The organism is Streptomyces sp. NPDC052036, assembly GCF_040680495.1.
GTDB lineage: Bacteria > Actinomycetota > Actinomycetes > Streptomycetales > Streptomycetaceae > Streptomyces.
The window spans coordinates 233901-256629 of the sequence record NZ_JBFAWW010000004.1; the positions used below are offsets into that span (position 1 = coordinate 233901).

Sequence of the window (22729 nt, forward strand, 5' to 3'; positions counted from 1 at the left end):
TACGGCGCCCGGCCGGGAGATGAACCGGGCGGCATGGGTGGATATCCGTCTAGGCTGAGCCGTGTGTTTCGGGGCGCCCCCCCTCGGCCACTACGTACGTTCCAAGGAGACCCAGCCGATGTCAGACAGCTCCCCCTTGCCGCCTGTTCGGCTGCGCTCCGAAGCGGAGCTCGCACGGGACGCGCTCGCCGCACCGCTGCTCTCCCACGCCGCCCGGCTCGCCCGCTGGGCCGGGCCGGACACCCGCGTCGGCGTCGGAGGCGAACTCGTCGAGGAGCAGCTGCCCGCCGCGGCCGAGGCCCTCGGACTGACCGGCGAGGACGCCGCCGCCCTCGTCGGCGAGGCCTGGCAGGTCGCCGTCGACACCGGACTGGTCGAGATCGTCGACGAGGAGGAGGGGACGGTCGCCCCGGGCGCCGACCTGGCGCTGCTCACCTCCGGCAGCCCGAACGACGTGCTCGGTGTGTGGCTCGGCGCGCTGGAGACCGTGCTCGCCGACGCGAGCGTGCCCGACCTCGACGACCTCGTCGACGCCCTGGACGAGGGCGGCGAGATCGACTTCTCGTCCCTCGACTGGGACCCGGAGGCGGAGGCCGCCTTCCTCGACGGTGTGCTCGCCAACCTCTATCTGCTGGCGGTCAGCGAGGAGGGGCCCGGCGACGGCCCGGTGCCGCTGCCCGCGCTCGCCGCGTCGATGATCGTGCCCGACGACATGGGCGACCCCACCAATGACGTGCTTGAACAGGTGTCGGACGCCATGATGCGGCTCGACGACCAGTTCCGGATCCTCGAACCGATCGGGCTCGTCGACTTCCAGCCGGTCGACGAGGCGCTGATGGCCGACCCCGAGGAGGACCCGGCCGCACCCGTCGACGAGACGGACGTCAGCCGGTACGGGATGGTACGGCTGACCCCGCTCGGTCTGTACGGGATGCGCGCGCGACTGCTGGAGGCCGGGATGGCCGCCCCCGCGGTCGGAGAACTGGCGGACAAGGGCGCGGACGCGCTGCTCGACAGCACGTCGGTGTTTCCCCCGGCGGCGGCGCAGGCCGAGACCGAGCAGTGGCTCGCCCGCCGTGAACCGCTCGCGGCCGCACGGGAATTGCTCGGTGCGGCGCGCGGTACGGACGCGGGTGCGCCGCTGCGCCGGCTGCGCTGTCAGCAGGCGCTGTCGCTGGTCGGACCGGAGGCGGAGCCCGCGCTGCGCGAGGTGCTGGACGACGCCGAACTGGGCGGTCTGGCGCGGGTCTGGCTCACCGAGTGCGGGGCGGCCGATGTGCCCGCGCCGCCGGAGTCGATGGTCTTCTGGCTGACCATCGACACCGTGGCCGCGCAGCTGGCGGCGGAGGGCAACTCCGCCGAGTTGCAGGGCCTGGTGGAGGGCCTGGCGGCACAGCACAGCGGTTTCTTCGCCACGGCGTGGCGGGTGGACCACCCCGCGACTCCGGACGTCCTGGAGGCGATGGGGCGCCTGCACCCGGACAAGAAGCTGGCGAAGGAGGCCCGGAAGGCGGCGTTCAAGGCGCGCAGCCAGCAAGGGGGTTGAGGGGCGGGGGTTCGGTTGGGGGCGGGTGCCCGGTTGAGTCCGCGGGTCGGCCGAGTCGGTTCTTTGGTTGAGTTCGCTGGTCGGCCGAGTCGGTCCTCTGGTTGACTCCGCGGGCCGGCTGAAACCGCGGTCCGGTGGCGGCGGTGGACGTCGTGGAGGAGAGGGCGGCGGGCCCCGCCGTCATTGCCCTGACATGGCTCGTTGTTGAGACGCGGGCCCTCTTCCTGGGGAGGGCTTGGGGGATTCATGGAACAGCGCCCCCGGGTGTCGGTCGGTGTTCAACCGGAGTTCACGGCCGGGGGGAACTGTGTGCCCGGCAACGAGGTCCGCCGAGCCACCCCCCCCGACCGACTCACTCCCTTCTCCCAGGAGCCAGCATGTCGCTCACCCGCAGGGACTTCGCCAGAGAGTCCGCGCTCACCGGCGCGGGCATCGCCCTGGCCGGCAGCGTCGGTGCTCTCGCCACCGCTCCGGGCGCGCTCGCCTCCACGGACACCGAGACAGCGGGCGACCGGACGGAGGACCGGCACCCCGGCCTCGGCTACGGACCGCTGATCCCCGACCCCCACGGCATCCTCGCGCTGCCCGCCGGGTTCTCCTATCGGATCGTCACCTACAGCGGGAAGACCAAGCTGGAGTCGGGTGAGTTCACCCCCTCCAACCACGACGGCACCTCCGCCTTCGACGGACCGCGCGGCGCGACCCTCCTCGTCAACAACCATGAGCTGAAGGGCCCCCGTGCCGACTGGGCCCACCCCGTGCCGCTCACCGAGGGACTCGTCTACGACCCGGCCGCGTCCGGCGGTTGCACGGTCGTCGAGGTCCGGCACGAGCATGTCGCCGAGTGGGTCGGCATCGCGGGCACCTCCACCAACTGCGCGGGCGGCAACACCCCGTGGGGTACGTGGCTCACCTGCGAGGAGACCGAGGACAAGGCCGGCCGGAACGGCATGACCAAGGACCACGGCTATGTCTTCGAGGTCGACCCGGAGGACCGCCGGGCCAACCGCGACCCCAAGCCCCTCAAGGCGCTGGGCCGTTACGCCCACGAGGCCGTCGTCGTCGACCCCAAGCGCGGCCATCTCTATCTGACCGAGGACGCCTCCGGCCCGAACGGCCTGCTCTACCGCTGGACCCCGCCCGAGGGCTTCCACCACGGCCGCGGCAGACTGCGCACCCTCGCCGACGACGCGGGCCGCCTCCAGGCCTTCAAGTGCTTCGACTCCGGCGGCCGGTTCGTGGACGACCTCTCCCGGGCCACGAAGATCGGCACGGTCTACGGCGTCGACTGGATCGACGTCCCGGACCGCGACGCCACGACCGTCTCCGTGCGCAAGCAGTTCGCGTCCGGGGAGGTCACCCGCGCCCGCAAGCTGGAGGGCATGTGGTGGGGCGACGGTGGCACGTACATCGTCTCCTCCTACGCCCGCGAGGAGAGCCCCGTCCAGCACGACGGCCAGGTCTGGTTCTACGACCCCCGGCGCCGCACCCTGACGCTGAAGGTCCTGCTCGGTGTGAACCCGGACCCGGCGAAGAAGGGCAACTTCGACGGTCCGGACAACATCACCGTCTCGCCGTACGGCGGCCTGGTCATCGCCGAGGACGGAGAGGGCGTCCAGCACCTCTTCGGCGCCACCGACAGCGGCCGCACCTACCCGATCGCCCGCAACGAGCTGAACATCGGCTCCGCGCAGGAGCCCGAGTACAGCGAGTTCACGGGCGTCACCTTCTCCCCCGACGGGAAGACCCTGTTCGCCAACATCCAGGAGCCCGGCATCATGCTGGCCGTCACCGGCCCCTGGAAGCGCCACAAGCGCCACTGACCTCCGGCGCACCGCTCCCCGCAGGGCCCGCACTCCGATGCGGGCCCTGCCCCGTGAGGGGCGGCCCGCCTCGATCCGGTCACCCGGACCGGCGGCCGTCGAGCAGGGCGGCCAGGGTGGGCAGCCGGCCCAGCGCCTGGGCCACGCCGAGACCGTCCATGTAGTCGCGCACCTGCACGAGCGCACCGCCGCGGACCCGCATCACCAGAAGCCCCGGGAACGCGAACGGCTCTCCGGTGCCGGTCACGGTTCCCGTGACGGTCCGCTCGACGGTGATCACCTCGGGGTCGGTGGGGGTATGGACGGCCACCTCCAGGATCTGCTCGGGCAGCGCCGGGCTCGCGTGCCAGGCGGCCCTGTACCCCGCGCGCACCTCCTCGCGCCCCAGGAAGCGGGCGGGCATGCCCGGGAAGAGGAACGGGAACTCGTGCACGGCGTCGGCCGCGTACAGATCGGCCAGATCGTCCGCGGACCGGCCGAGGATCGCCCGGCGGTAGCGGGCCAGTACGCCGAGAGGGCCGAGGACGGTCGGGGGAGTGGGAGACATGCCGTCGGGCCCCTTCGGTCGTCGTCGCGGAGCGGTCCCGTTCCGGGGCGATGGCGTACGGTCCCGGGAATAAGCGGGGAGTGTCTCCGGTTGGTTCCCGTTAAAGTACGGAAGGGATCCCCGGTTCGCAAGGAGTGTCCGGATGTCACAGGTCAGGCCCATGCGAGCGGACGCCAGGCGCAACTACGAGCGGTTGCTGAAGGCGGCGGCCGTCGCCTTCGCCGAGCACGGCGAGAACGCGTCGCTCGATGACATCGCCAAGCGCGCGGGCGTCGGATCCGGCACCCTGTACCGGCACTTCCCCACGCGTCAGGCGCTGCTGGAGGCGGCCTACGTCGACCGGATCGAGGTGATCGCGGCCAGGGCCGACGCGCTCGCTGCGGAACTGCCGCCGGGCGAGGCCCTGACGCAGTGGCTGCACGAACTGTGCGTCGGGACGATCCAGGTGCGCGGGCTCAAGGCCCTCCTGGGGTCCGCCGTCGCAGACGGCGGTTCGGCGGCGCTCACGGTCTGCGGCACCTCGATCAAGGGGGCGGCGACGCGGCTGGTGGAGGCGGCGCAGCGAGAGGGGACCCTGCGCGCGGACATCGAGCCGATCGAGGTGCTGAGGCTGACGCACGGAGTGGCGACGGCGTCGGAACTCGCGGACGGGGAGGGCACACACATCCGTCGCTATCTCTCGCTGCTCACCGAGGGATTGCGGCCCTAGAGCACCGAGGCCCTCGGCCCGCGCCCTCCGCCGTGCTGCGGGCCCCGGCCGAGGGCCCGCAGAGGTCGTAGGACTGTCTACAGGGCCGCTGCCGCCGGCTTCACCATGTTCCGCACCGTGCGCGCCTCGACGAAGTCGCCCAGGGCGGTCATGTCCCACTCCCCGGAGAACTGCCGGATCAGCTTGGCCATCATCACGCCGGTCCGCGGCTCGGCGCTCGTGAGGTCGAAGCGGACCAGTTCCTCGTCTGTCGCGGCGTCCACGAGACGGCAGTAGGCCTTGGCGACCTCCGTGAACTTCTGCCCGGAGAAGGAGTTCACGGTGAAGACCAGGCCCGTGACCTCCTGGGGAAGGCGTCCGAGGTCGACCGTGATGACCTCGTCGTCGCCGCCGCCCTCTCCCGTGAGGTTGTCGCCGGAGTGCTGGACCGCGCCGTTCAGAATGGTCAGCTTGCCGAAGTAGCAGCTGTCGACGTGATTGCGCTGCGGACCGTAGGCGATGACCGACGCGTCCAGGTCGATGTCCTTGCCCCGGAACGCGGGCTCCCAGCCGAGGCCCATCCTGACCTGGGACAGCAGCGGCCGGCCGGCCTTGACCAGGGACACGGTCTGGTTCTTCTGCAGGCTGACCCGGCCCTTGTCGAGGTTGATCTTCCCGGCGCCGGGAGCCGGGACGGGCGGAGCCGGTGGTGCGGCCGGCGCCGGGGGAGCGGCGACGGCCGCGGCCGGCGGGGCGGCCGGGGGCTGTGCCGCGGGCGCGGGCGGGGCCACCGGCTGCGGGGGCGCGGCCGGCTCCTCCACCGTGACACCGAAGTCCGTGGCGATGCCCGCCAGCCCGTCCGCATACCCCTGCCCGACCGCGCGGGCCTTCCACGCGCCGCCTCGCGCATAGACCTCCACCACCACCAGGGCCGTCTCCGTGCCCAGTTGCGGCGGTGTGAACGTGGCCAGGACGGTGTTGTCGTCCGCGTTGCGGATGGTGGCCGTCGGCTCGATGCCCTGGAAGGTCTGGCCTGCGGCGTCGGGGCTCGCCGTGACGACGATCTTCTCGATGCCCGTGGGGACGCCGGCCGTGTCCACCGTGATCGAGTCGGGGTTCGTGCCGCCGCCGGAGCGGTAGGTGACGCCCGGGCCCGAGGGCTGGTTGTAGAAGATGAAGTCGTCGTCGGAGCGCACCTTGCCGTCGGCGGCGAGCAGCAGGGCCGAGACATCGAGCCGCACCGGGGCGGCGACGTCGACCGTCACGCGGGTGGCTCCGAGCGAGATGTTCGAGCCGGGGGTCATAGCTGTCATGCCCCGTGAACGAACGAGGCCGCTTTACCGTTCCCTTACCGACGGCCGTATGGCTGAGACGACCGACCCCCGGCCCGCGCCGCTACGGCGCGACCACGATCTCCGCCGCTACGGCACGACCACGATCTTGCGTCCCGCTCCCGCCGCGAACTGCCCCAGCGCCTCCGGGTACCGCTCCAGCGGAATACGGTCACTGATGAACACGTCGGGGTCGAGCACCCCGCCCGCGAACAGCTCGGCCGCCCGCTCGAAGCTGTGCAGCACCGCCATCGAACCGGTGATGGTGATCTCCTGGTTGTAGATGCGGTACGGATCGATCGCGACCCGTGTCGCGTAGTCCGCCACGCCGAACTGAAGAAACGTGCCCGCCTTGGCGACCCGGCCCAGGCCGTCCTGGATCGCCGCCGCGTTGCCCGTGGCGTCCACCACCAGGTCCCAGCCCTGCGGGCGGTCCAGTTCGTCGGCGTTCGCCGCGGACGCCGTGACACCGAGCCGGCGCGCGGTCTCCAGACGCGTCGGGTTCACGTCCAGCACGTCCACGCTCGCCGCGCCGGTGCGCTTGGCCAGCTCCAGCATCATCAGGCCCATCGTCCCGGAGCCGTAGATCAGCACATGCGCACCCAGCTGCGACTTCAGCACGTCGTAGCCGCGTACCGCGCAGGACAGCGGTTCGATGAGCGCCGCGTCCTCGGTGCGGACGTGCTCGGGAAGCTTCACACAGTTGGCCACGGGCGCGACCGCGTACTGTGCCGCCCCGCCGGCCGTCGTCACCCCGATCGCCGCCCAGCGTTCGCAGAGGTTGTTGTGTCCCCTACGGCAGTAGCGGCACTCGAAGCAGTACAGGGACGGATCCACCGCCACCCGGTCACCGACCGACACCTCGGTGACCTGCGCGCCCACGCCGACCACCACGCCCGCGAACTCGTGCCCGGGCACGATCGGCAGCTTGGGCGCGAACTCGCCCTGGAGGATGTGCAGATCCGTGCCGCACAGCCCGCAGGCCGCGACCTCGACGACGACCTCGCGAGGCCCGGGCGTCGGGTCCGGGACCTCGGTGACGACGGCGCGGCCCACGGACTCGATGACGGCGGCCTTCATTTCACGGCTCCCAACGACAGGCCCTGGACCAGCTTGTCCTGGGCGGCGAACCCCGCGGCGAGCACCGGCAGGGAGATGACGAGCGACGCGGCGCACACCTTCGCCAGGAACAGGCCCTGACTGGTGATGAAGCCGGTCAGGAAGACGGGGGCGGTCTCGGCGACCACTCCCGTGAGCACCCGGGCGAAGAGCAGCTCGTTCCAGCTGAAGATGAAGCAGATCAGGGCGGTGGCGGCGATGCCCGGCAGGGCGATGGGGGCCACCACGCGCGCGAGGATCGTGGGCAGCCGGGCGCCGTCGATCTGCGCCGCCTCGATCACCGCCACCGGGACCTCGGCGAGGAACGACTGCATCATCCACACCGCGATCGGCAGGTTGATGGAGGTGTAGAGGATGACGAGCAGCCAGATGTTGTCGAGCATCCCGGTGTTCTTCGCGAACAGGTAGATGGGCAGCAGTCCCGCCACCACCGGCAGCATCTTGGTGGACAGGAAGAAGAACAGGACGTCCGTCCACTTCTTGACCCGGCGGATGGACAGCGCGTACGCCGCCGGGAGGGCCAGCAGCAGGACGCACAGCGTCGACACCAGGGACGCCGTCATCGAGTTGATCAGTGCGGGCCAGGGGCTCGCGCCGCCGCCCGCGCCGAAGAAGTCGCGGTAGCTGTCCAGGGTCAGGGCGGCCCCGAAGGACGGGGGATTGGTCGCGGCGTCGGCCTCCGAGTGGAACGACGTCAGGGCCATCCAGGCGATGGGCAGGAAGAACACCAGCGCGACCAGCCAGGCCAGCAGGCCGAGCCCCGCTCCCCGGCGGCTCCGGGTGCGTACGGTGGCGGTGCGTCGGGTGGCGGTCCGTTCGGCGACGGCGCTCATGCGCGGGACCCCTCCTCGCGGAACAGGGACGACACCACGCGCAGGGCGAAGGTCGCGATGACGATCGAGCCGATGACGACCAGGACGCCGGCGGCCGAGGCCAGGCCGTTCTCGTGGGCCTGGTAGAAGCTCTGGTAGACGGTGTAGGGGAGGTTCGCGGTGCCCAGCCCGCCGGAGGTGAGGGTGAACACCGCGTCGAAGTTCTGGACGATGTAGATCGAACCCAGCAGGGCGCCGAGTTCCAGGTAGCGGCGCAGATGCGGAAGAGTGAGATAGCGGAAGGTCTGCCAGTCGCTCGCGCCGTCCACCCGTGCGGCCTCGATCTGCTGCTGGTCCCGACTCTGCAGGCCGGCCAGCAGGATCAGCATCATGAACGGCGTCCACTGCCAGACCAACGAGGCCTCGACCGCGAGCAGCGGGGTGTTCGAGATCCAGTCGGGCTGGGGGCCGCCCACATAGTGCAACAGCCCGTTGAGCAGACCGTATTCGGGGTTGTAGAGCACATGCTTCCACAGCAGGGCCGCGGCGACCGGGACCACCAGGAAGGGGGCGATCAGCAGGGTGCGGACCACGCCGCGGCCCCGGAACCTCCGGTTGAGCAGCAACGCCATGCCCAGGCCCAGGATCAGGCTGACCAGGACCACCGCGGCCGTCAGCAGGACCGTCGTCCACACCGAGTGGCGCAGATCCGGGTCGGTCAGGACCTGGCGGTAGTTGTCGACCCCGGTGAAGTGACGGTCCTTCGGGTAGAGGGCGTTCCAGTCGAAGAACGAGATCACCAAGGTCGCCACGAACGGCAGCTGGGTCACCACGATCATGAAGACCAGCGCGGGCAGCAGCGGGGCCCGGGTGGCCCACGCGCGCATGCGGTTCGGCGGCCGGGTCGCCGGCCGCGCGGAGGCGGCGGCGATCCGGGCGGAGGTGGTGATGCTCATGATCCCTCGTACTTCTTGGCGACGGCCTCGGCGAGCGCCTGCGACTTCTTCAGCGCGCTGTCCACGGACTCCCGGCCGGCGATGGCGGAGCTGATCTCCTGGGAGACCTTGGTGCCCAGGTCGGTGAACTCGGGGATACCGACGAACTGGATGCCGGGGGCGGGGCGGGGCTGCACGCCCGGGTCGTTCGGCTTGGCACTGGATATGGCGTTCCGGGTGACGTCCGCGAAGGCGGACGCCTCCTTGCGGTACTCCGGGATGTCATAGGTCGACGAGCGCTTGCCGGCCGGCACGTTGGACCAGCCCGCCTTCTTGCCCACGAGGTTCTCGTAGCCCTTGCCGGACGCCCAGGAGATGAACTTCCAGGCGTCGTCGGGGTGCTGGGACGCCTTCTGGATGCCCCAGGCCCAGGTGTAGAGCCAGCCGGAGCTCTCCGTCTTCACGACCGGGGCCGGGACATAGCCGATCTTGCCCTTGACCGGGGAACCGGCGGCCTCCAGCGAACCCGCGCCCGACGTGGCGTCGTACCACATGGCCGTCTTGCCCTGCGTCATGTTGTTCAGGCACTCGGCGAAGCCGGACTGGGCAGCCCCGGACTCTCCGTGCTTGCGGACCAGGTCGACGTAGAACTGCGTGGCCTTCTTGAACTCCGGGGAGTCCACCTGCGCCTTCCAGTCCTTGTCGAACCAGGTGCCGCCGAAGGTGTTGACGACCGTGGTCAGCGGCGCCATGACCTCGCCCCAGCCGGGCAGTCCGCGCAGGCAGATGCCCTTCATCCCGGACTCGGCGCCGTCCGCCTTGGCGGCCAGGTCGGCGACCTGCTGCCAGGTGGGCTTGGCCGGCATGGTCAGGCCCTTCTTCTGGAAGACGTCCTTGCGGTACATCAGGAAGGAGGACTCGCCGTAGAAGGGCTCGCCGTAGAGCTTGCCGTCCGCGGCGGTGAGGGCCTGCCGCATGGGGGCCAGGATGTCCTGCTGGTCGAAGGCGGTGTCGCTCTTGACGTACGAGTCGATCGGGTGGAGCCAGCCGTTCTTGGCGTAGATCGGGATCTCGTAGTTGCTGAGCGTGGCGACGTCGTACTGGCCCGCCTGGTTGGCGAAGTCCTGGCTGATCTTGTCTCTGACGTCGTTCTCCGGGAGGACGGTGAAGTTCACCTTGATCCCGGTGTCCTTGGTGAAGTTGTCGGCGGTGAGCTTCTGCAGCTCCACCATCTGCGGGTTGTTCACCATCAGGACGTTGACCGTGTGGGCGGAGGAGCCTCCGCCGGCGCCGCCGGCGCCCGAGCAGCCGGTGAGCAGAGGAGTGATCAGCGTCCCTGCGGCGGCCACGGCATACAGGGTTCGGGGCGTTCGTCGGCTCTGGGTTCCCATGGGGTGCTCCTGGATGTCTGGGGAGAGACGGGGTCACACAGGCGTGGGTGTGCCCCCTGGGGGACGGTGTCGGGTCGTTGGACGGGTGGTGTCAGACGCGGATGACATGGGGGCCCTGCAGCGAGTAGCGGTGGGCCTCGGACGTGGGCAGCAGCGTGCTGGTGACGATCGCCTCCAGGGCGCCGACCTCCGCGAACCGGCAGAAGCTCACCGCACCGAACTTGGTGTGCACCCCCGCGAAGACCGTGCGGCGCGAGGCCCGGATCGCCTGGGCCTTGACCTCGCTGACCGCCGGGTCGGGCGTGGTGAGCCCGTGTTCGCGGGAGATGCCGTTGGCGCCGATGTACGCCAGGTCGATGACGAACCCCGCGAGCATCTTCGTCGTCCAGTGGTCGACGGTGGCGAGGGTGCCGGGCCGCACCCGGCCGCCCAGCAGCAGGACCGAGGTGTTCTCGGCCTCCGCCAGCGCGCCCGCGGTGGCCAGGGATGCGGTGACTACCGTCAGCGGACGGTCCCGGGGCAGGGCCTCGGCGATCAGCTGCGGGGTGAAGCCCTCGTCCACGAAGACGGTCTCGGCGTCCCCGAGCAGTTCCGCCGCGGCGGCCGCGATCCGGCGCTTCTCGGGCACATGGCTGGTGGCGCGGAAGGCGAGGGTGGTCTCGAAGCCGGCGCTCTCCACGGGATACGCGCCGCCGTGTGTGCGGCGGACCAGCCCGTGGTCCTCCAGGGCGCGCAGATCCCGTCGTACGGTCTCCTTGGCCACGCCCAGCTCGGCGGCGAGCGCGGTGACGTCGACCGAGCCCGCGAGACGGGCGGCCTTGACGATCTCACGCTGGCGTTCTTCCGCACTCTTCGCGGCCATCGCCGTCACCTCCCTGCTGCGCCCTACGCCCTGTGCTCGTGCGCCTTGTGCTCATGCGCCTTCGCGACGCCCGACCCGGTGTTGCCCGTTCGGGCCCGTTCGGGCCCGTTCGGGCCCGGTGGGCTCCATGGGGGAAAGTTCTACAGCGGTCGTGCGGCGCTGGCCAGGCCTGTTGCTTGCCCGAGTGTGCCCGTTCCGGCCCGTATGGCGGAAAGTACGCCCGCCTCGGACCTGCGGCGCAGCGGGGTGGTCGGTGAGATCGGGCGCATTCCGTGCCCGAAAAGCGGAGCGGGCGGGACCGTTCGGTGCCCGCCCGCCCGTCTCGGCGCGTTCCGTCAGTACGGCCAGATCGGCGGGTCGGTGACGAAGTGGCCGCCGAGGCACGCATGGGCCGGGTTGTCCGGGTCCAGTTCGCCCTGCTCGGCGATGAGCCCCGCGGCATAGCGCTCGGAGTCGTCCCGCGGGTCGTAGCCGAGCGCCCGTGCGGTGGTCAGGTCCCACCACAGGCGGGTGTTGGCGGAGGAGCCGTAGACGACGGTGTGTCCGACGTTCTCGGCGGTCAGGGCGGCGTGGAAGAGGCGGGCGCCGTCCTCGGGGCTCATCCAGACGGAGAGCATGCGCACGCTGGTCGGCTCGGGGAAGCAGGACCCGATGCGCACGGAGACCGTCTCCAGGCCGTGCTTGTCCCAGTAGAACTGGGCGAGGTCCTCGCCGAAGGACTTCGACAGGCCGTAGAAGGTGTCCGGACGGCGCGCGGTGTCGACGGGGATCAGCGGATCGTCGCCCTGGGGGCGCGGGGTGTAGCCGACCGCGTGGTTGGAGGAGGCGAACACGATCCGGCGTACGCCCTCCTCGCGCGCCGCCTCGTACAGGTGGTACGTGCCCTCGATGTTGGCCTTCAGGATCTTCTCGAAGGTGGACTCCAGGGAGATGCCCGCGAGGTGGATGATCGCGTCGACACCCCGCACGGCCTCCCGCAGGGCCTTCCGGTCCGCGAGGTCCGCGGTGATCGCGTCCGGCTCGTCCTCGATGCGCCGCAGGTCGAGGAGGCGCAGCCGGTAGCCGTACGCGGGCAGCAGGTCCCGCATCAGGGTGCCGAGTCCGCCGGCGGCGCCGGTGAGCAGAACGGTGCGGGGAGCGGACATCCTCGGGTCTCCTCTGGTCGACCGCATTCGTGTACAGCATTCACATTCATGGACACGCTAGGGATCTCCGGTCCGGCCCGTCAAGTGTCGCGCGCCGACGCGGAATCCGCCTCTGTGTTGCCGGTTTGCGCGCTTGACCCGCCCTGAGGTGGCGCCTTAGCGTGGGCCCGTTCAGAAATATGGACATGGATCAGAAACATGCACGATGCGGACCGGTCCGCGTGTCAGCGCCTGTTCAAGGGAGAGCCCGTGACGTCAGCCCCTCTCGCCGCTCGACTCAGCATCCCCAGCGGGCCGCTGTTCTTCCCCGTGACCGCGTACGGGCCCGACGGCTCCCTCGCCCTGGACGCCTATCGCGCGCATGTGCGCAAAGGGGTGGAGGCGGGCGCCGCCGCCGTCTTCGCCTGCTGCGGCACCGGCGAGTTCCACGCGCTCACCCCCGAGGAGTTCGAGGAGTGCGTACGGGCGGCCGTCGAGGCGGCCGACGGGCGGGTGCCGGTCGTGGCGGGCGCCGGATACGGAACCGCGCTCGCCGTGCGCTACGCACGGCTCGCCGAGGAGGCCGGGGCCGACGGACTGCTCGCCATGCCGCCCTATCTGGTGGTCGCCGGTCAGGAGGGCCTGCTGCGGCACTACCGGGAACTGGCTGCGGCGACCTCGCTGCCGGTCGTCGTCTACCAGCGCGACAACGCGGTCTTCACCCCGGACACCGTGGTCGAACTGGCCCGCACGAACGGCATCATCGGCTTCAAGGACGGACTCGGCGACCTGGACCTGATGCAGCGCATCGTCAGCGCCGTACGGACCGAGGTCCCCGGCGACTTCCTCTACTTCAACGGCCTGCCGACCGCCGAACAGACCCAGCTCGCCTACCGCGGCATCGGCATCACGCTGTACTCCTCCGCCGTGTTCTGCTTCGTGCCGGAGATCGCCCTCGCCTTCCACAAGGCACTGAACGCCGGCGACGACACCACCGTCCACCGCCTCCTCGACGGCTTCTACCGCCCGTTCGTCGAACTGCGTGCCGAGGGCCGTGGCTACGCCGTCTCGCTCGTCAAGGCGGGCGTCCGGCTGGGCGGCCTCGACGTCGGCGAGGTACGGCCGCCGCTGCACGAGCCGGCCCCGGAACACATCGAACGGCTCGCCCGCCTCATCGAGCGTGGCCACGCCCTGCTGCGGGAGGGCATGTGAGGGCATCGGCGTTCCTCTACCCCTGGGACGTCGTCGGGGACCCGGAAGCGGCCGGGCGCGTCACCGCGCTCGGCGTACGCCAGGCGACCCTCGCGTCCGCGTACCACTCCACGCGCGCGCTCACGCCCCGCCATCCGCGCCACCGTGTGGTGACGGCCCGCCACGCCGCCGTGCTCTATCCGCCGGACGGGCGCTGGGACGGCAGTGATCTGCGGCCGTATCCGGCCGGGGACTGGGCGCCGGGCGACGCGTTCGGCGAGGCGGCGAAGGCGCTCACCGACGCCGGGCTGGAGGTGCACTCCTGGGTGGTCCTCGCCCACAACTCCCGCCTCGGCGAGGAGCGTCCGGACACCTCGGTCGTCAACGCCTACGGCGACCGCTATCCCTGGGCACCCTGTATCGCGCAGCCCGCCACGCGCGCGTACCTCGTGGACCTCGCCGCCGAGGCGGCCGTGCGGCCGGGCTCCCGGGGCACCGAACTGGAGTCGCTCGGCTGGTATGGCCTCGCGCATCTGCACGCCCACGACAAGATCGGCGGGGTGGGGCTCGGGGACGCCGGGCAGTACCTGATGTCGCTGTGCTTCTGCGCCGTGTGTCGCGAGGGCTACGGAGCGCGGGGCCTGGACGCCGACGAGCTGGCGGCGGCGGTACGGGCCGCACTGGAGCCGCTGTGGCGCGGCGCGTCCGCCGGGGGTGCGGGCGGGGCCGGGGCAGGCTGGGCGGAGATCGAGAAGCTCCTGGGCGAGGACCGGGCGTCCGCCACGCGCGCGTGGCGCGACGACACCGCCCGGGCCCTCCAGGAGGCGGCCGTGGCGGCGGTCCGTGCGGCCGCACCGGACGGCTTCGAGGTGCTGCTGCACGCGGACCCGGTGTCGTACCACTGCGGGGCGAACGCCGGCGTGGACCCCGCGCACATCCTGTCCGTCGCGGACGGGGTGGTGGTGCCCTGCACGGGCGGCACGGACCCGCTGACGCCGTTCGCGGAGCAGCGCCGGGCGGACGCCGTCCTCGCGGCTAACTTCACCGTGGTCTCCGGCATGGGCGGCAGCCCGGCGACCCTGGAGCGGGACGCGCGGACGGCGGCGGAGCGGGGCGCCACCCAACTGCGGCTCTATCACGCCGGGCTGGCCTCCGACGGCGACCTGGAGGCCGTACGCAAGGCGCTCGCCGCGCTCTGATCCGTCCCCACGGACCGGCACCGGGTCGGTCGCGGGGTTCCCGGTCCACCGGACGGGAACCCGTCGGAACCTGTCAGTAATGCCCCTGGGGTGTGCGGGCGCACGGTCCTAGCGTGGGTGTCCGTTCCCGCGCCGGCCGGCCGCGCAGCCCGTACCACTCCAGGAAGAGGCACCCCATGCAGTACGTGATGCCGGTCGTCGTCGGCGTCCTCTACGCGCTCTTGAACTCCCTGCTCCGCGAACCGCACCGACGGCGGGTCAACGCGCTCATGATCGCCGGGGCGGGCGCCGTCTACATCAGCGGCGGAGGCCTCGGGGGCTGGGAGTTCGCGTTCACCGCGCTCCTCACCTATGTCGCCTACCGGGGCCTGGAGTCCTGGACCTTCATCGGCATCGGCTGGCTGCTCCACACGGTGTGGGACGTCCTGCACCACTTCAAGGGCAGCCCCATCATCCCCTTCGCCCACAGCTCGTCGCTGGGCTGCGCGATCTGCGATCCGGTGATCGCCCTGTGGTGCCTGCGCGGCGGGCCCTCGCTGCGCGAACTCGTCCGCGGTGGGCGGCCCGCCGCCGCCCCGGACCGGGCCACCGTCTGAACGACCGCCTCGTGCCGGAGGCATTGACGGGACATCAGCACGGGCCTACCGTCGTCGCGTCGTACTTCATACGTCATATATGAGACGCGATACGCGACATACGAGAGGCGCGCATGACCTCTGTGCCCACACCGATCCCCTCCCGCACCCAGTTCGTGCTGGAGGGGATCAAGCACCGCATCCTCGCCGGACAGCTGACGCCCGGACAGGCGCTGGTGGAGGCCGAACTCGCCGCCCAGTACGGGGTGTCCAAGACCCCCGTGCGTGAGGCGCTCAAGACCCTGGCCGGGACCGGGCTCGTCGTGATGAGCCAGTACAAGGGCGTCACGGTGCGCACGGTGGACGCCGACATGGCCCGTGAGGTCTACGACGTCCGGCTGCTGCTGGAGCCGGAGGCGCTGCGCCGGACCGTGCGCCGGGCCGCCTCGCTGGACGCCGCACTGGACGCACTGCACCGTGCGGACGCGGCCGCCGACACCGCCGAACGCTCCCTGGCCAACCGGGAGTTCCATCGCGCCCTGTACGCCCCGTGCGGCAACCCGCTGCTCGGCCGGATGCTCGACGAGGTCCGCGACCAGGCCGCCCTCGTCTCCGCCGTCGCCTGGGCCGCAGATCCCTCCTGGCAGCGGGAGGCCGCCGAGCACCGGCGGATCCTGCGGTTGGCCCTGGAGGGCGACGCCGAGGGAGCGGCCACCGCCCTGCACGCCCATATCGCCTCGTTCGTCCGACGGGCCTTCCCCGAGGCCGGGACCCGGGGAGAGGACGGTCCCGCATGACGACCACGTTCACGACCCGGCGCGCGGCCCTGGCCGGTGTGGTGGCGATCCCGGTGACCCCGTTCACCGAGGACGGCTCCGTGGACCGGGACGCCCATCGCACCCTGCTGCGTCGGCTGCTCGACGGCGGAATCACCACCGTGACCCCGGGCGGCAACACCGGTGAGTTCTACGCCCTCACCCCCGAGGAGCGGCGCCTCGTCACGGAACTGACCGTGGCGGAGGCGGGCGAACGGGCCGCGGTCCTCGTCGGAGTGGGGCACGACGTGCCCACCGCGGTCGCCTCCGCCCGGCACGCCCGCGAGCTGGGCGTGTCGATGGTGATGGTCCACCAGCCCGTCCACCCCTATCTCTCGCCCGGCGGCTGGATCGACTACCACCGGGCCGTCGCCGAGGCCGTGCCCGAACTGGGCGTGGTCCCCTACATCCGTGCCGCGCAGCTGTCCGGCGCCCGGCTCGCCGAGCTGGCCGACCACTGCCCGAACGTCATCGGCGTGAAGTACGCCGTCCCCGACGCCGTCCGCTTCGCCGCCTTCGCCCGGGACGCCGGGCTGGAGCGCTTCACCTGGGTGGCGGGCCTCGCCGAGCCGTACGCTCCCTCGTACTTCTCGGCCGGTGCCACCGGATTCACCTCCGGGCTCGTGAACGTCGCCCCGGCCCTCTCCCTCGCCATGCTCGACGCGCTGCGGTCCGGCGACCACCCGGGCGCCATGAAGGTCTGGGAGCGGATCCGCCGCTTCGAGGAACTGCGCGCCGCGAACAGTTCCGCCGACAACGTCAGCGTCGTCAAAGAGGCCCTCGCCTCGCTCGGCCTGTGCCGCCGCGATGTGCGCCCGCCGAGCACACCGCTGCCCGAGGAAACGCGGGCCGAGGTCGCCGCCCTCGTCGCCGGATGGCCGGTATGACCCTTTCGAGGAAGCGTCCGGAGGATCTCAGGAGCCATCAGTGGTACGGCACCGACGGGCTGCGCCCCTTCAGCCACCGGGCCCGCACCCGTCAGCTCGGCTATCTGCCCGAGGAGCACCTGGGCAAGCCCGTCATCGCGATCCTCAACACCTGGTCCGACATCAACCCCTGTCACGTCCACCTCCGCGAGCGCGCCCAGGCCGTGAAGCGGGGTGTGTGGCAGGCGGGCGGCTTCCCGCTGGAGTTCCCGGTCGCCACGCTCAGCGAGACCTTCCAGAAGCCGACCCCGATGCTGTACCGCAATCTGCTCGCGATGGAGACCGAGGAACTGCTGCGGTCCTACCCGGTCGACGGGGCCGTGCTGATGGGAGGCTGCGACAAGTCCACGCCCGCGCTCCTGATGGGCGCCGCCTCCGTCGACCTGCCCACCGTCTTCGTGCCGGCCGGTCCGATGCTGCCCGGCCACTGGCGGGGCGAGGTCCTCGGCTCCGGTACCGACATGTGGAAGTACTGGGACGACAAGCGCGCCGGGCTGCTCGGCGACTGCGAGATGGCGGAGCTGGAGAGCGGACTCGCGCGGTCGCCGGGGCACTGCATGACCATGGGGACGGCCTCGACGCTGACGGCCGCCGCCGAGGTGCTCGGCGTCACCGTGCCCGGCGCGTCCAGCATCCCGGCCGTCGACTCCGGCCATGAGCGGATGGCCGCCAGGGCCGGGACGACGATCGTGGAACTGGTCCACCGAGACCGGCGGCTGAGCCGGATCCTGACCCGCGAGGCCTTCGAGGACGCGGTCACCACCGTCCTGGGACTGGGCGGGTCGACCAACGCCGTGATCCATCTGATCGCCATGGCGGGCCGCGCCGGGGTCCGGCTCACCCTCGACGACTTCGACCGCATCGCCCGCACGGTCCCGGTGCTCGCCAACGTCCGCCCGGGCGGCCGGACCCATCTGATGGAGGACTTCCACTTCGCCGGCGGTCTGCCCGGGTTCCTCTCCCGCATCCCTGATCTGCTGCACCTGGACCGGCCGACCGTGTCGCACGACACCCTGCGCGAACAGATCGCCGGTGCGCGGGTGCACGACGACGATGTCATCCGGCCCCGGGACAACCCGGTGGCGAGCGAGGGCGGGGTGGCCGTGCTGCGCGGCAACCTCTGCCCGGACGGCGCCGTCATCAAGCACATCGCCGCCGAGCCGCGGCTGCTCAGGCACACCGGCCCCGCGGTCGTCTTCGACGACTACCGGACCATGCAGCGGACCATCGACGACCCCTCCCTCGGCATCACCGCCGACAGCGTGCTGGTGCTGCGCAACGCCGGCCCCAAGGGTGGTCCGGGAATGCCCGAGTACGGCATGCTGCCCATCCCCGGCCATCTGCTCAGGCAGGGGGTGCGGGACATGGTGCGGATCTCCGACGCCCGGATGAGCGGAACCAGTTACGGCGCGTGTGTGCTGCATGTGGCGCCCGAGTCGTATGTCGGGGGACCCCTGGCGCTGGTGCGCACGGGGGACTCCATCACCCTGGACGTCGAGGCACGGACCCTGCGGCTCGATGTGGACGACGCGGAGCTGGAGCGCCGCAGGGCGCGGTGGACGCCGCCGCCCGAGCGATACGAGCGGGGCTACGGCGCGCTCTACGCCGACCAGATCACCCAGGCGGACACCGGATGCGACTTCGCGTTCCTGGCGCGGCCCGGCAACGTGCCCGACCCGTACGCGGGGTGAATACCCCTCAGGAAGGTATCGATCGCGCAACGGACCTCGCGCTCGGAGGGGTGACGCGCGTAGAAAACTTCTCATGCATAAGCCACTTCGCATCGCGGCCCTCGTCGCCGCCTGTGCCGTCGCCGGCGGGGCCCTGTACGGTGCCGGCGCGGCCACCGCCGGTCAGTCGACGGCGAACTCCACCCACGAGCCGTACAACATCGGGCTCCTGGTCAAGGACATCGACGCCTATTACGGTGCCACGCTCGACAGCAACGGCGTCTACCAGGCCTCTGCTGACAGCCCGTACGCCAAGGACCTGGCGCACACCGAGGCGTCCGCGAAGCGCTACATCGACAAGGCGGCCCGCAAGGCGCACCGCCACGGTGAGAAGCCCGCGGTCGTGTTCGACATCGACGACACGCTGCTGCTCAGCCTCGACTACGAGAAGAAGACCAACTACACGTACAACTCGGCCACATGGGCCGCGTACGTGGGCAAGGCCGACCGCCCGGCCGTCCCCGGCACCCCGGAGCTCGTCCGGTACGCCGAGTCCAAGGGCGTCGAGGTCTTCTACAACTCGGGTCTGACGGAGGCCCAGCGCTCCGCCGCGGTCGACAACCTGAAGAAGGTCGGCGCCGACATCAACCTCGACGCCGCCCACATGTTCCTCAAGGACGCGGCCAACCCGCCGGCGTACCTGAAGGACTGCGCCGCCCCGGGCAGCTGGAAGTGCACGACCGTCCAGTACAAGTCCGGCACGCGCCGGCACATCGAGAGCCTCGGGTACGACATCATCGCCAACTTCGGCGACCAGTACTCGGACCTCGACGGGGGCCACGCCGACCGCACGTACAAGCTGCCGAACCCGACGTACTTCGTCAGCTAGTACCCCGGCAGGTAGCGTTTGCCCGTCAAGGGGCGGCGTCCGTTACCTGTCGGGGCACTAGTTCTTCGGCTCGCCTTGGCGAACGCCCTCGCCGGTCGTCACCGGCGGGGGCGTTTCCGCTGTCCGGCCGAGCGGGGAGGCGTTGCCCGCGTCACCCCCGTCGATTCCGTAACACGGCGAAAACCTGAAACCGATGCGCCGAGGGAACAATCCAGCCAGCATCCCGCACCGGTTCACCAGGCAACAAGGAGTGTCGCCATGCCCGACGGACAACAGGTGGCCGAACAGTCGAACGCAGCGCCCCCCGAGCGGAACGCTGTCGACCGGTTCTTCGCAATCTCGGAACGGGGCTCCACCTTCGGCCGTGAGATACGCGGCGGCTTCGCCACGTTCTTCACCATGGCCTACATACTTGTGCTGAACCCGATCATCCTGGGCAGCGGCAAGGACAAGTTCGGCCACCACCTGGACGCGGGGCAACTGGTCACCGCGACCGCCCTGGTCGCCTGTGTGATGACCGTCATCATGGGCGTCGGCGGCAATCTGCCGCTTGCCATCGCCGCGGGCCTCGGCCTCAATGCCGTCGTCGCCTTCCAGATCGCCCCGCTGATGAGCTGGGCCGACGCCATGGGCCTGGTGGTCATCGAGGGGGTGCTGATCTGTGTGCTGGTCGTCACCGGACTCCGGGAGGCGATCATGAACGCTATCCCCCAGCAGCTGAAACAGGCCATCGGCGTCGGTATCGGCCTCTTCATCGCCTTCATCGGCTTCGTGGACGCCGGGTTCGTCAGCCGTATCCCGGACGCCGCCGACACCACGGTGCCGGTGCAACTCGGCGCCGTCGGACGGCTGACCGGCTGGCCCGTGCTGGTGTTCTGCCTCGGTGTGCTGCTGACCATCGCCCTGCTCGCCCGCAAGGTCAAGGGCGCGATCCTGATCAGCATCGTGACCATGACGGTCGTCGCCATCGTCATCAACTCCGCGGCGGACATCAAGAGCTGGGGCCTGACCACCCCGAAGGTGCCCGACACGATCGTGGCCGCCCCCGACTTCGGACTCCTCGGTCACTTCAGCCTGTTCGGCGCCTTCGGGAAGGCCGGGGCGCTCACCGTCGTCCTGCTGGTCTTCACGCTGATCCTGTCGGACTTCTTCGACGCGATGGGCACCATCGTCGGCATCAGCGCGGAGGCGGGGCTGCTCGACGAGAACGGCACGGTGCCGGGCATCGGCCGGGTCCTGTTCATCGACGGCGCCGCCGCGGTGGCCGGCGGTGTCGCCTCCGGCTCGTCCAACACCGCCTACATCGAGTCCGCGGCCGGGGTCGGCGAGGGCGCCCGCACCGGCTTCGCCAATCTGATCACCGGCGGTCTCTTCGGCCTCGCGCTCTTCCTCGCCCCGCTGCTGACGATCGTGCCGCTCCAGGCGGCGGCACCCGCCCTGATCGCCGTGGGCTTTCTGATGATGACGCATGTCAAGCACATCGACTGGGACCGCTACGAGATCGCCGTCCCGGCCTTTCTGACCATCGCCGCCATGCCGTTCACGTACTCGATCACCGACGGCATCGGTGCCGGGTTCCTGTCGTACGTCGTCATCAAGACGGTCCTCGGCAAGGCCAAGGAGGTCAACTGGCTGCTGTGGGGAGTGTCGGCGCTGTTCCTCGTGTTCTTCGCGATCGATCCGGTGGAGCAGCTGCTGGGCGTCAAGTGAGACGGGCGGACGGCTCCGGCGGGGACGGCCCCGCCGGGACCGTCCCCGCCGGAGCCCGTCCTACTTCTTCAGCGCCGCCTGCATCATGGCCTTGGCGACCGGTGCCGCGAGCCCGTTGCCGCTGACCTCCGAGCGGGCCGCGTCCGACTGCTCGACCAGCACCGCGACGGCGACCTCCTTGCCGCTCGTGTCGGACTTGGCGTACGACGTGAACCAGGCGTACGGCGTCTTGCTGTTGTTCTCGCCGTGCTGGGCCGTACCCGTCTTGCCGCCCACCGTCGCGCCCGGGATCCGGGCGTTCGTGCCGGTGCCCTGCTCGACGACCGTCTGCATCGCGGACTGCAACTGCTCGGCGGTCGAGGAGCTGATGATCCGCCGGCTCCCCGGGTCGTCGTCGTAGTTCTTCAGCACATCGCCACCGCTGTCGGTGAGCTGCGCGACCATGTGCGGCGAGACCAGCTTTCCGTCGTTGGCTATCGCCGCCGACACCATGGCCATCTGCAACGGGGTGGCCGTGACATCGAACTGCCCGATGCCCGACAGGGCCGTCTGGGCCTGGTCCATGCCCTTGGGGTATACGCTCGGGTACGCCCGCACCGGCACGTCCTGCTGGTCGTCGTCGAAGCCGAACTTGTCGGCCATCGCCCTGATCTTGTCCTGGCCGAGGTCGACGGCCATCTTGCCGAAGACGTTGTTGCACGAGTAGCGCAGGGCCACCCGGATCGAGGCGTCGGCGCACGGGGCGGCGGGATTCTCGTTGGCCAGGGGGTGGGTCGAGCCCGGCAGCCGGTAGGGGTTCGGGCTGTCCGTCCTCTGGTTCACCGAGGAGTACAGCCCGTCCTCCAGCGCGGCCGCCGCGACGACCAGCTTGAACGTCGAGCCCGGCGGCAGCGGCTGGCGCAGCGCACGGTTGGTGAGCGGCTTGTCCGGGTCGCTGTTCAGCCGCTTCCAGGCCGCGCCGGCGGTGTTGGCGTCGGTGAGCGACGACGGGTCGTAGGACGGGGTCGACACGACCGCGAGGATCCGGCCGGTGGCGGGGTCGATGGCGACGGCCGCGCCCTTCTTGTCGCCCAGTGCCCGGTAGCCCGCCTTCTGGACGTCCGGGTCGATGGTCGTCACCACGTTGCCCGGGTCGGCCCGCTTGTCGGTGATCGTGTCCAGGACGGTCTTCAGACGGGTGTCCGTGCCGTTGAGCACGTCCTGGTAGACGCCCTCCAGCTGGGTCGGCGCGAAACTCTGCGAGGCATAGCCCGTCACCGCCGCGTACAGCTTGCCGTCCGTGTAGGTGCGTCTGTACGCGAGGTCGCTGCCGTCGGTCCGCGCCGAGCCCGTGACCGACCGACCGCCCACGATGATGTTTCCGAGCGATCCCGCGTAGGTCTTGATCGCGTTCCGCCGGTTGTTCTTGTCGTCTGCAAGCGCCTTGCCGTCGTAGAACTGCACCCAGGTTGCCCTGACCAGCAGAGAGACCACGAGGAGCAGCGCGAAGACGGATGCACGTCTGATCGTCTTGTTCATCCCGCCCGGAAGACGAACAAGGTCGGGCGGAACGTTCCATTCCGCCCCGTTTCTCATC

The 22729-nt window shown here is 70.7% G+C and carries 20 protein-coding genes; 11 read left to right on the plus strand and 9 right to left on the minus strand.

Annotated features, from left to right (window positions below; genetic code table 11):
• Window positions 1-118: 118 nt before the first annotated feature.
• The gene (locus AB0L95_RS09335) at window positions 119-1546 is read left to right on the plus strand and encodes a hypothetical protein (RefSeq protein ID WP_365159334.1); all 1428 of its coding nucleotides are present in this window, start codon (window positions 119-121) and stop codon (window positions 1544-1546) included.
• A 377-nt stretch (window positions 1547-1923) separates the two neighbouring features.
• Window positions 1924-3369 carry an alkaline phosphatase PhoX gene (locus AB0L95_RS09340; protein ID WP_365159337.1) on the plus strand — a complete coding sequence of 482 codons (1446 nt, stop codon included), beginning with the start codon at window positions 1924-1926 and terminating at the stop codon, window positions 3367-3369.
• 79 nt (window positions 3370-3448) lie between these two features.
• On the opposite strand, the gene AB0L95_RS09345 is transcribed toward AB0L95_RS09340, so the two are convergent.
• Window positions 3449-3916, minus strand: a complete 468-nt coding sequence (locus tag AB0L95_RS09345; protein WP_365159340.1) for a nuclear transport factor 2 family protein — start codon at window positions 3914-3916, stop codon at window positions 3449-3451.
• A 142-nt stretch (window positions 3917-4058) separates the two neighbouring features.
• Here AB0L95_RS09345 and AB0L95_RS09350 point away from each other — a divergent pair, with 142 nt between their 5' ends.
• Window positions 4059-4625 (plus strand): helix-turn-helix domain-containing protein, encoded by a 567-nt coding sequence (locus tag AB0L95_RS09350; protein ID WP_365159343.1) that lies wholly within the window; start codon window positions 4059-4061, stop codon window positions 4623-4625.
• A gap of 77 nt (window positions 4626-4702) precedes the next feature.
• Here AB0L95_RS09350 and AB0L95_RS09355 read toward each other — a convergent pair whose 3' ends face one another.
• The 7 genes from AB0L95_RS09355 to AB0L95_RS09385 all read right to left on the minus strand — a co-directional run bounded on the left by AB0L95_RS09355 (window position 4703) and on the right by AB0L95_RS09385 (window position 12199).
• Entirely contained in the window at window positions 4703-5908 is a 1206-nt protein-coding gene (locus AB0L95_RS09355) for a TerD family protein (protein WP_365159648.1), read from the minus strand.
• A gap of 117 nt (window positions 5909-6025) precedes the next feature.
• The gene (locus AB0L95_RS09360; protein ID WP_365159346.1) at window positions 6026-7015 is read right to left on the minus strand and encodes a zinc-dependent alcohol dehydrogenase family protein; all 990 of its coding nucleotides are present in this window, start codon (window positions 7013-7015) and stop codon (window positions 6026-6028) included.
• Entirely contained in the window at window positions 7012-7887 is an 876-nt protein-coding gene (locus AB0L95_RS09365) for a carbohydrate ABC transporter permease (RefSeq protein WP_365159348.1), read from the minus strand. Before AB0L95_RS09365 ends, AB0L95_RS09360 begins: the two co-directional genes overlap by 4 nt.
• Complete coding sequence (locus tag AB0L95_RS09370; RefSeq protein ID WP_365159351.1) at window positions 7884-8822, minus strand: sugar ABC transporter permease; 939 nt, start codon at window positions 8820-8822, stop codon at window positions 7884-7886. Before AB0L95_RS09370 ends, AB0L95_RS09365 begins: the two co-directional genes overlap by 4 nt.
• Window positions 8819-10192, minus strand: coding sequence for a sugar ABC transporter substrate-binding protein (locus tag AB0L95_RS09375; RefSeq protein WP_365159354.1), 1374 nt, complete (start codon window positions 10190-10192; stop codon window positions 8819-8821). The genes AB0L95_RS09370 and AB0L95_RS09375 overlap by 4 nt, the downstream gene beginning before the upstream one ends.
• A 91-nt stretch (window positions 10193-10283) precedes the next feature.
• Entirely contained in the window at window positions 10284-11054 is a 771-nt protein-coding gene (locus tag AB0L95_RS09380; protein WP_365159357.1) for a DeoR/GlpR family DNA-binding transcription regulator, read from the minus strand.
• A 335-nt stretch (window positions 11055-11389) separates the two neighbouring features.
• Entirely contained in the window at window positions 11390-12199 is an 810-nt protein-coding gene (locus AB0L95_RS09385; protein WP_365159360.1) for an NAD(P)-dependent oxidoreductase, read from the minus strand.
• A gap of 249 nt (window positions 12200-12448) precedes the next feature.
• Here AB0L95_RS09385 and AB0L95_RS09390 point away from each other — a divergent pair, with 249 nt between their 5' ends.
• From AB0L95_RS09390 to AB0L95_RS09425, 8 genes are all read left to right on the plus strand, one after another.
• Complete coding sequence (locus tag AB0L95_RS09390) at window positions 12449-13390, plus strand: 5-dehydro-4-deoxyglucarate dehydratase (RefSeq protein WP_365159363.1); 942 nt, start codon at window positions 12449-12451, stop codon at window positions 13388-13390.
• Window positions 13387-14568, plus strand: coding sequence for a hypothetical protein (locus AB0L95_RS09395; protein WP_365159366.1), 1182 nt, complete (start codon window positions 13387-13389; stop codon window positions 14566-14568). Before AB0L95_RS09390 ends, AB0L95_RS09395 begins: the two co-directional genes overlap by 4 nt.
• A gap of 176 nt (window positions 14569-14744) precedes the next feature.
• Complete coding sequence (locus AB0L95_RS09400) at window positions 14745-15164, plus strand: DUF6010 family protein (protein WP_365159368.1); 420 nt, start codon at window positions 14745-14747, stop codon at window positions 15162-15164.
• 113 nt (window positions 15165-15277) lie between these two features.
• Entirely contained in the window at window positions 15278-15940 is a 663-nt protein-coding gene (locus AB0L95_RS09405; RefSeq protein WP_365159371.1) for a GntR family transcriptional regulator, read from the plus strand.
• A complete protein-coding gene (locus tag AB0L95_RS09410) occupies window positions 15937-16845 on the plus strand; it encodes a dihydrodipicolinate synthase family protein (protein WP_365159373.1) in 909 nt (302 codons plus the stop codon). The genes AB0L95_RS09405 and AB0L95_RS09410 overlap by 4 nt, the downstream gene beginning before the upstream one ends.
• Complete coding sequence (gene araD, locus AB0L95_RS09415; RefSeq protein WP_365159375.1) at window positions 16842-18575, plus strand: L-arabinonate dehydratase; 1734 nt, start codon at window positions 16842-16844, stop codon at window positions 18573-18575. Before AB0L95_RS09410 ends, araD begins: the two co-directional genes overlap by 4 nt.
• Window positions 18576-18648: 73 nt before the next feature.
• Window positions 18649-19443, plus strand: coding sequence for an HAD family acid phosphatase (locus AB0L95_RS09420; protein ID WP_365159378.1), 795 nt, complete (start codon window positions 18649-18651; stop codon window positions 19441-19443).
• Window positions 19444-19701: 258 nt separating this feature from the next.
• Window positions 19702-21153 (plus strand): NCS2 family permease, encoded by a 1452-nt coding sequence (locus tag AB0L95_RS09425; protein WP_365159380.1) that lies wholly within the window; start codon window positions 19702-19704, stop codon window positions 21151-21153.
• Between the two features lie 60 nt (window positions 21154-21213).
• Here AB0L95_RS09425 and AB0L95_RS09430 read toward each other — a convergent pair whose 3' ends face one another.
• On the minus strand, window positions 21214-22671 hold the full coding sequence (locus AB0L95_RS09430; protein WP_365159383.1) for a penicillin-binding transpeptidase domain-containing protein: 1458 nt from the start codon (window positions 22669-22671) through the stop codon (window positions 21214-21216).
• Between the last annotated feature and the right edge of the window lie 58 nt (window positions 22672-22729).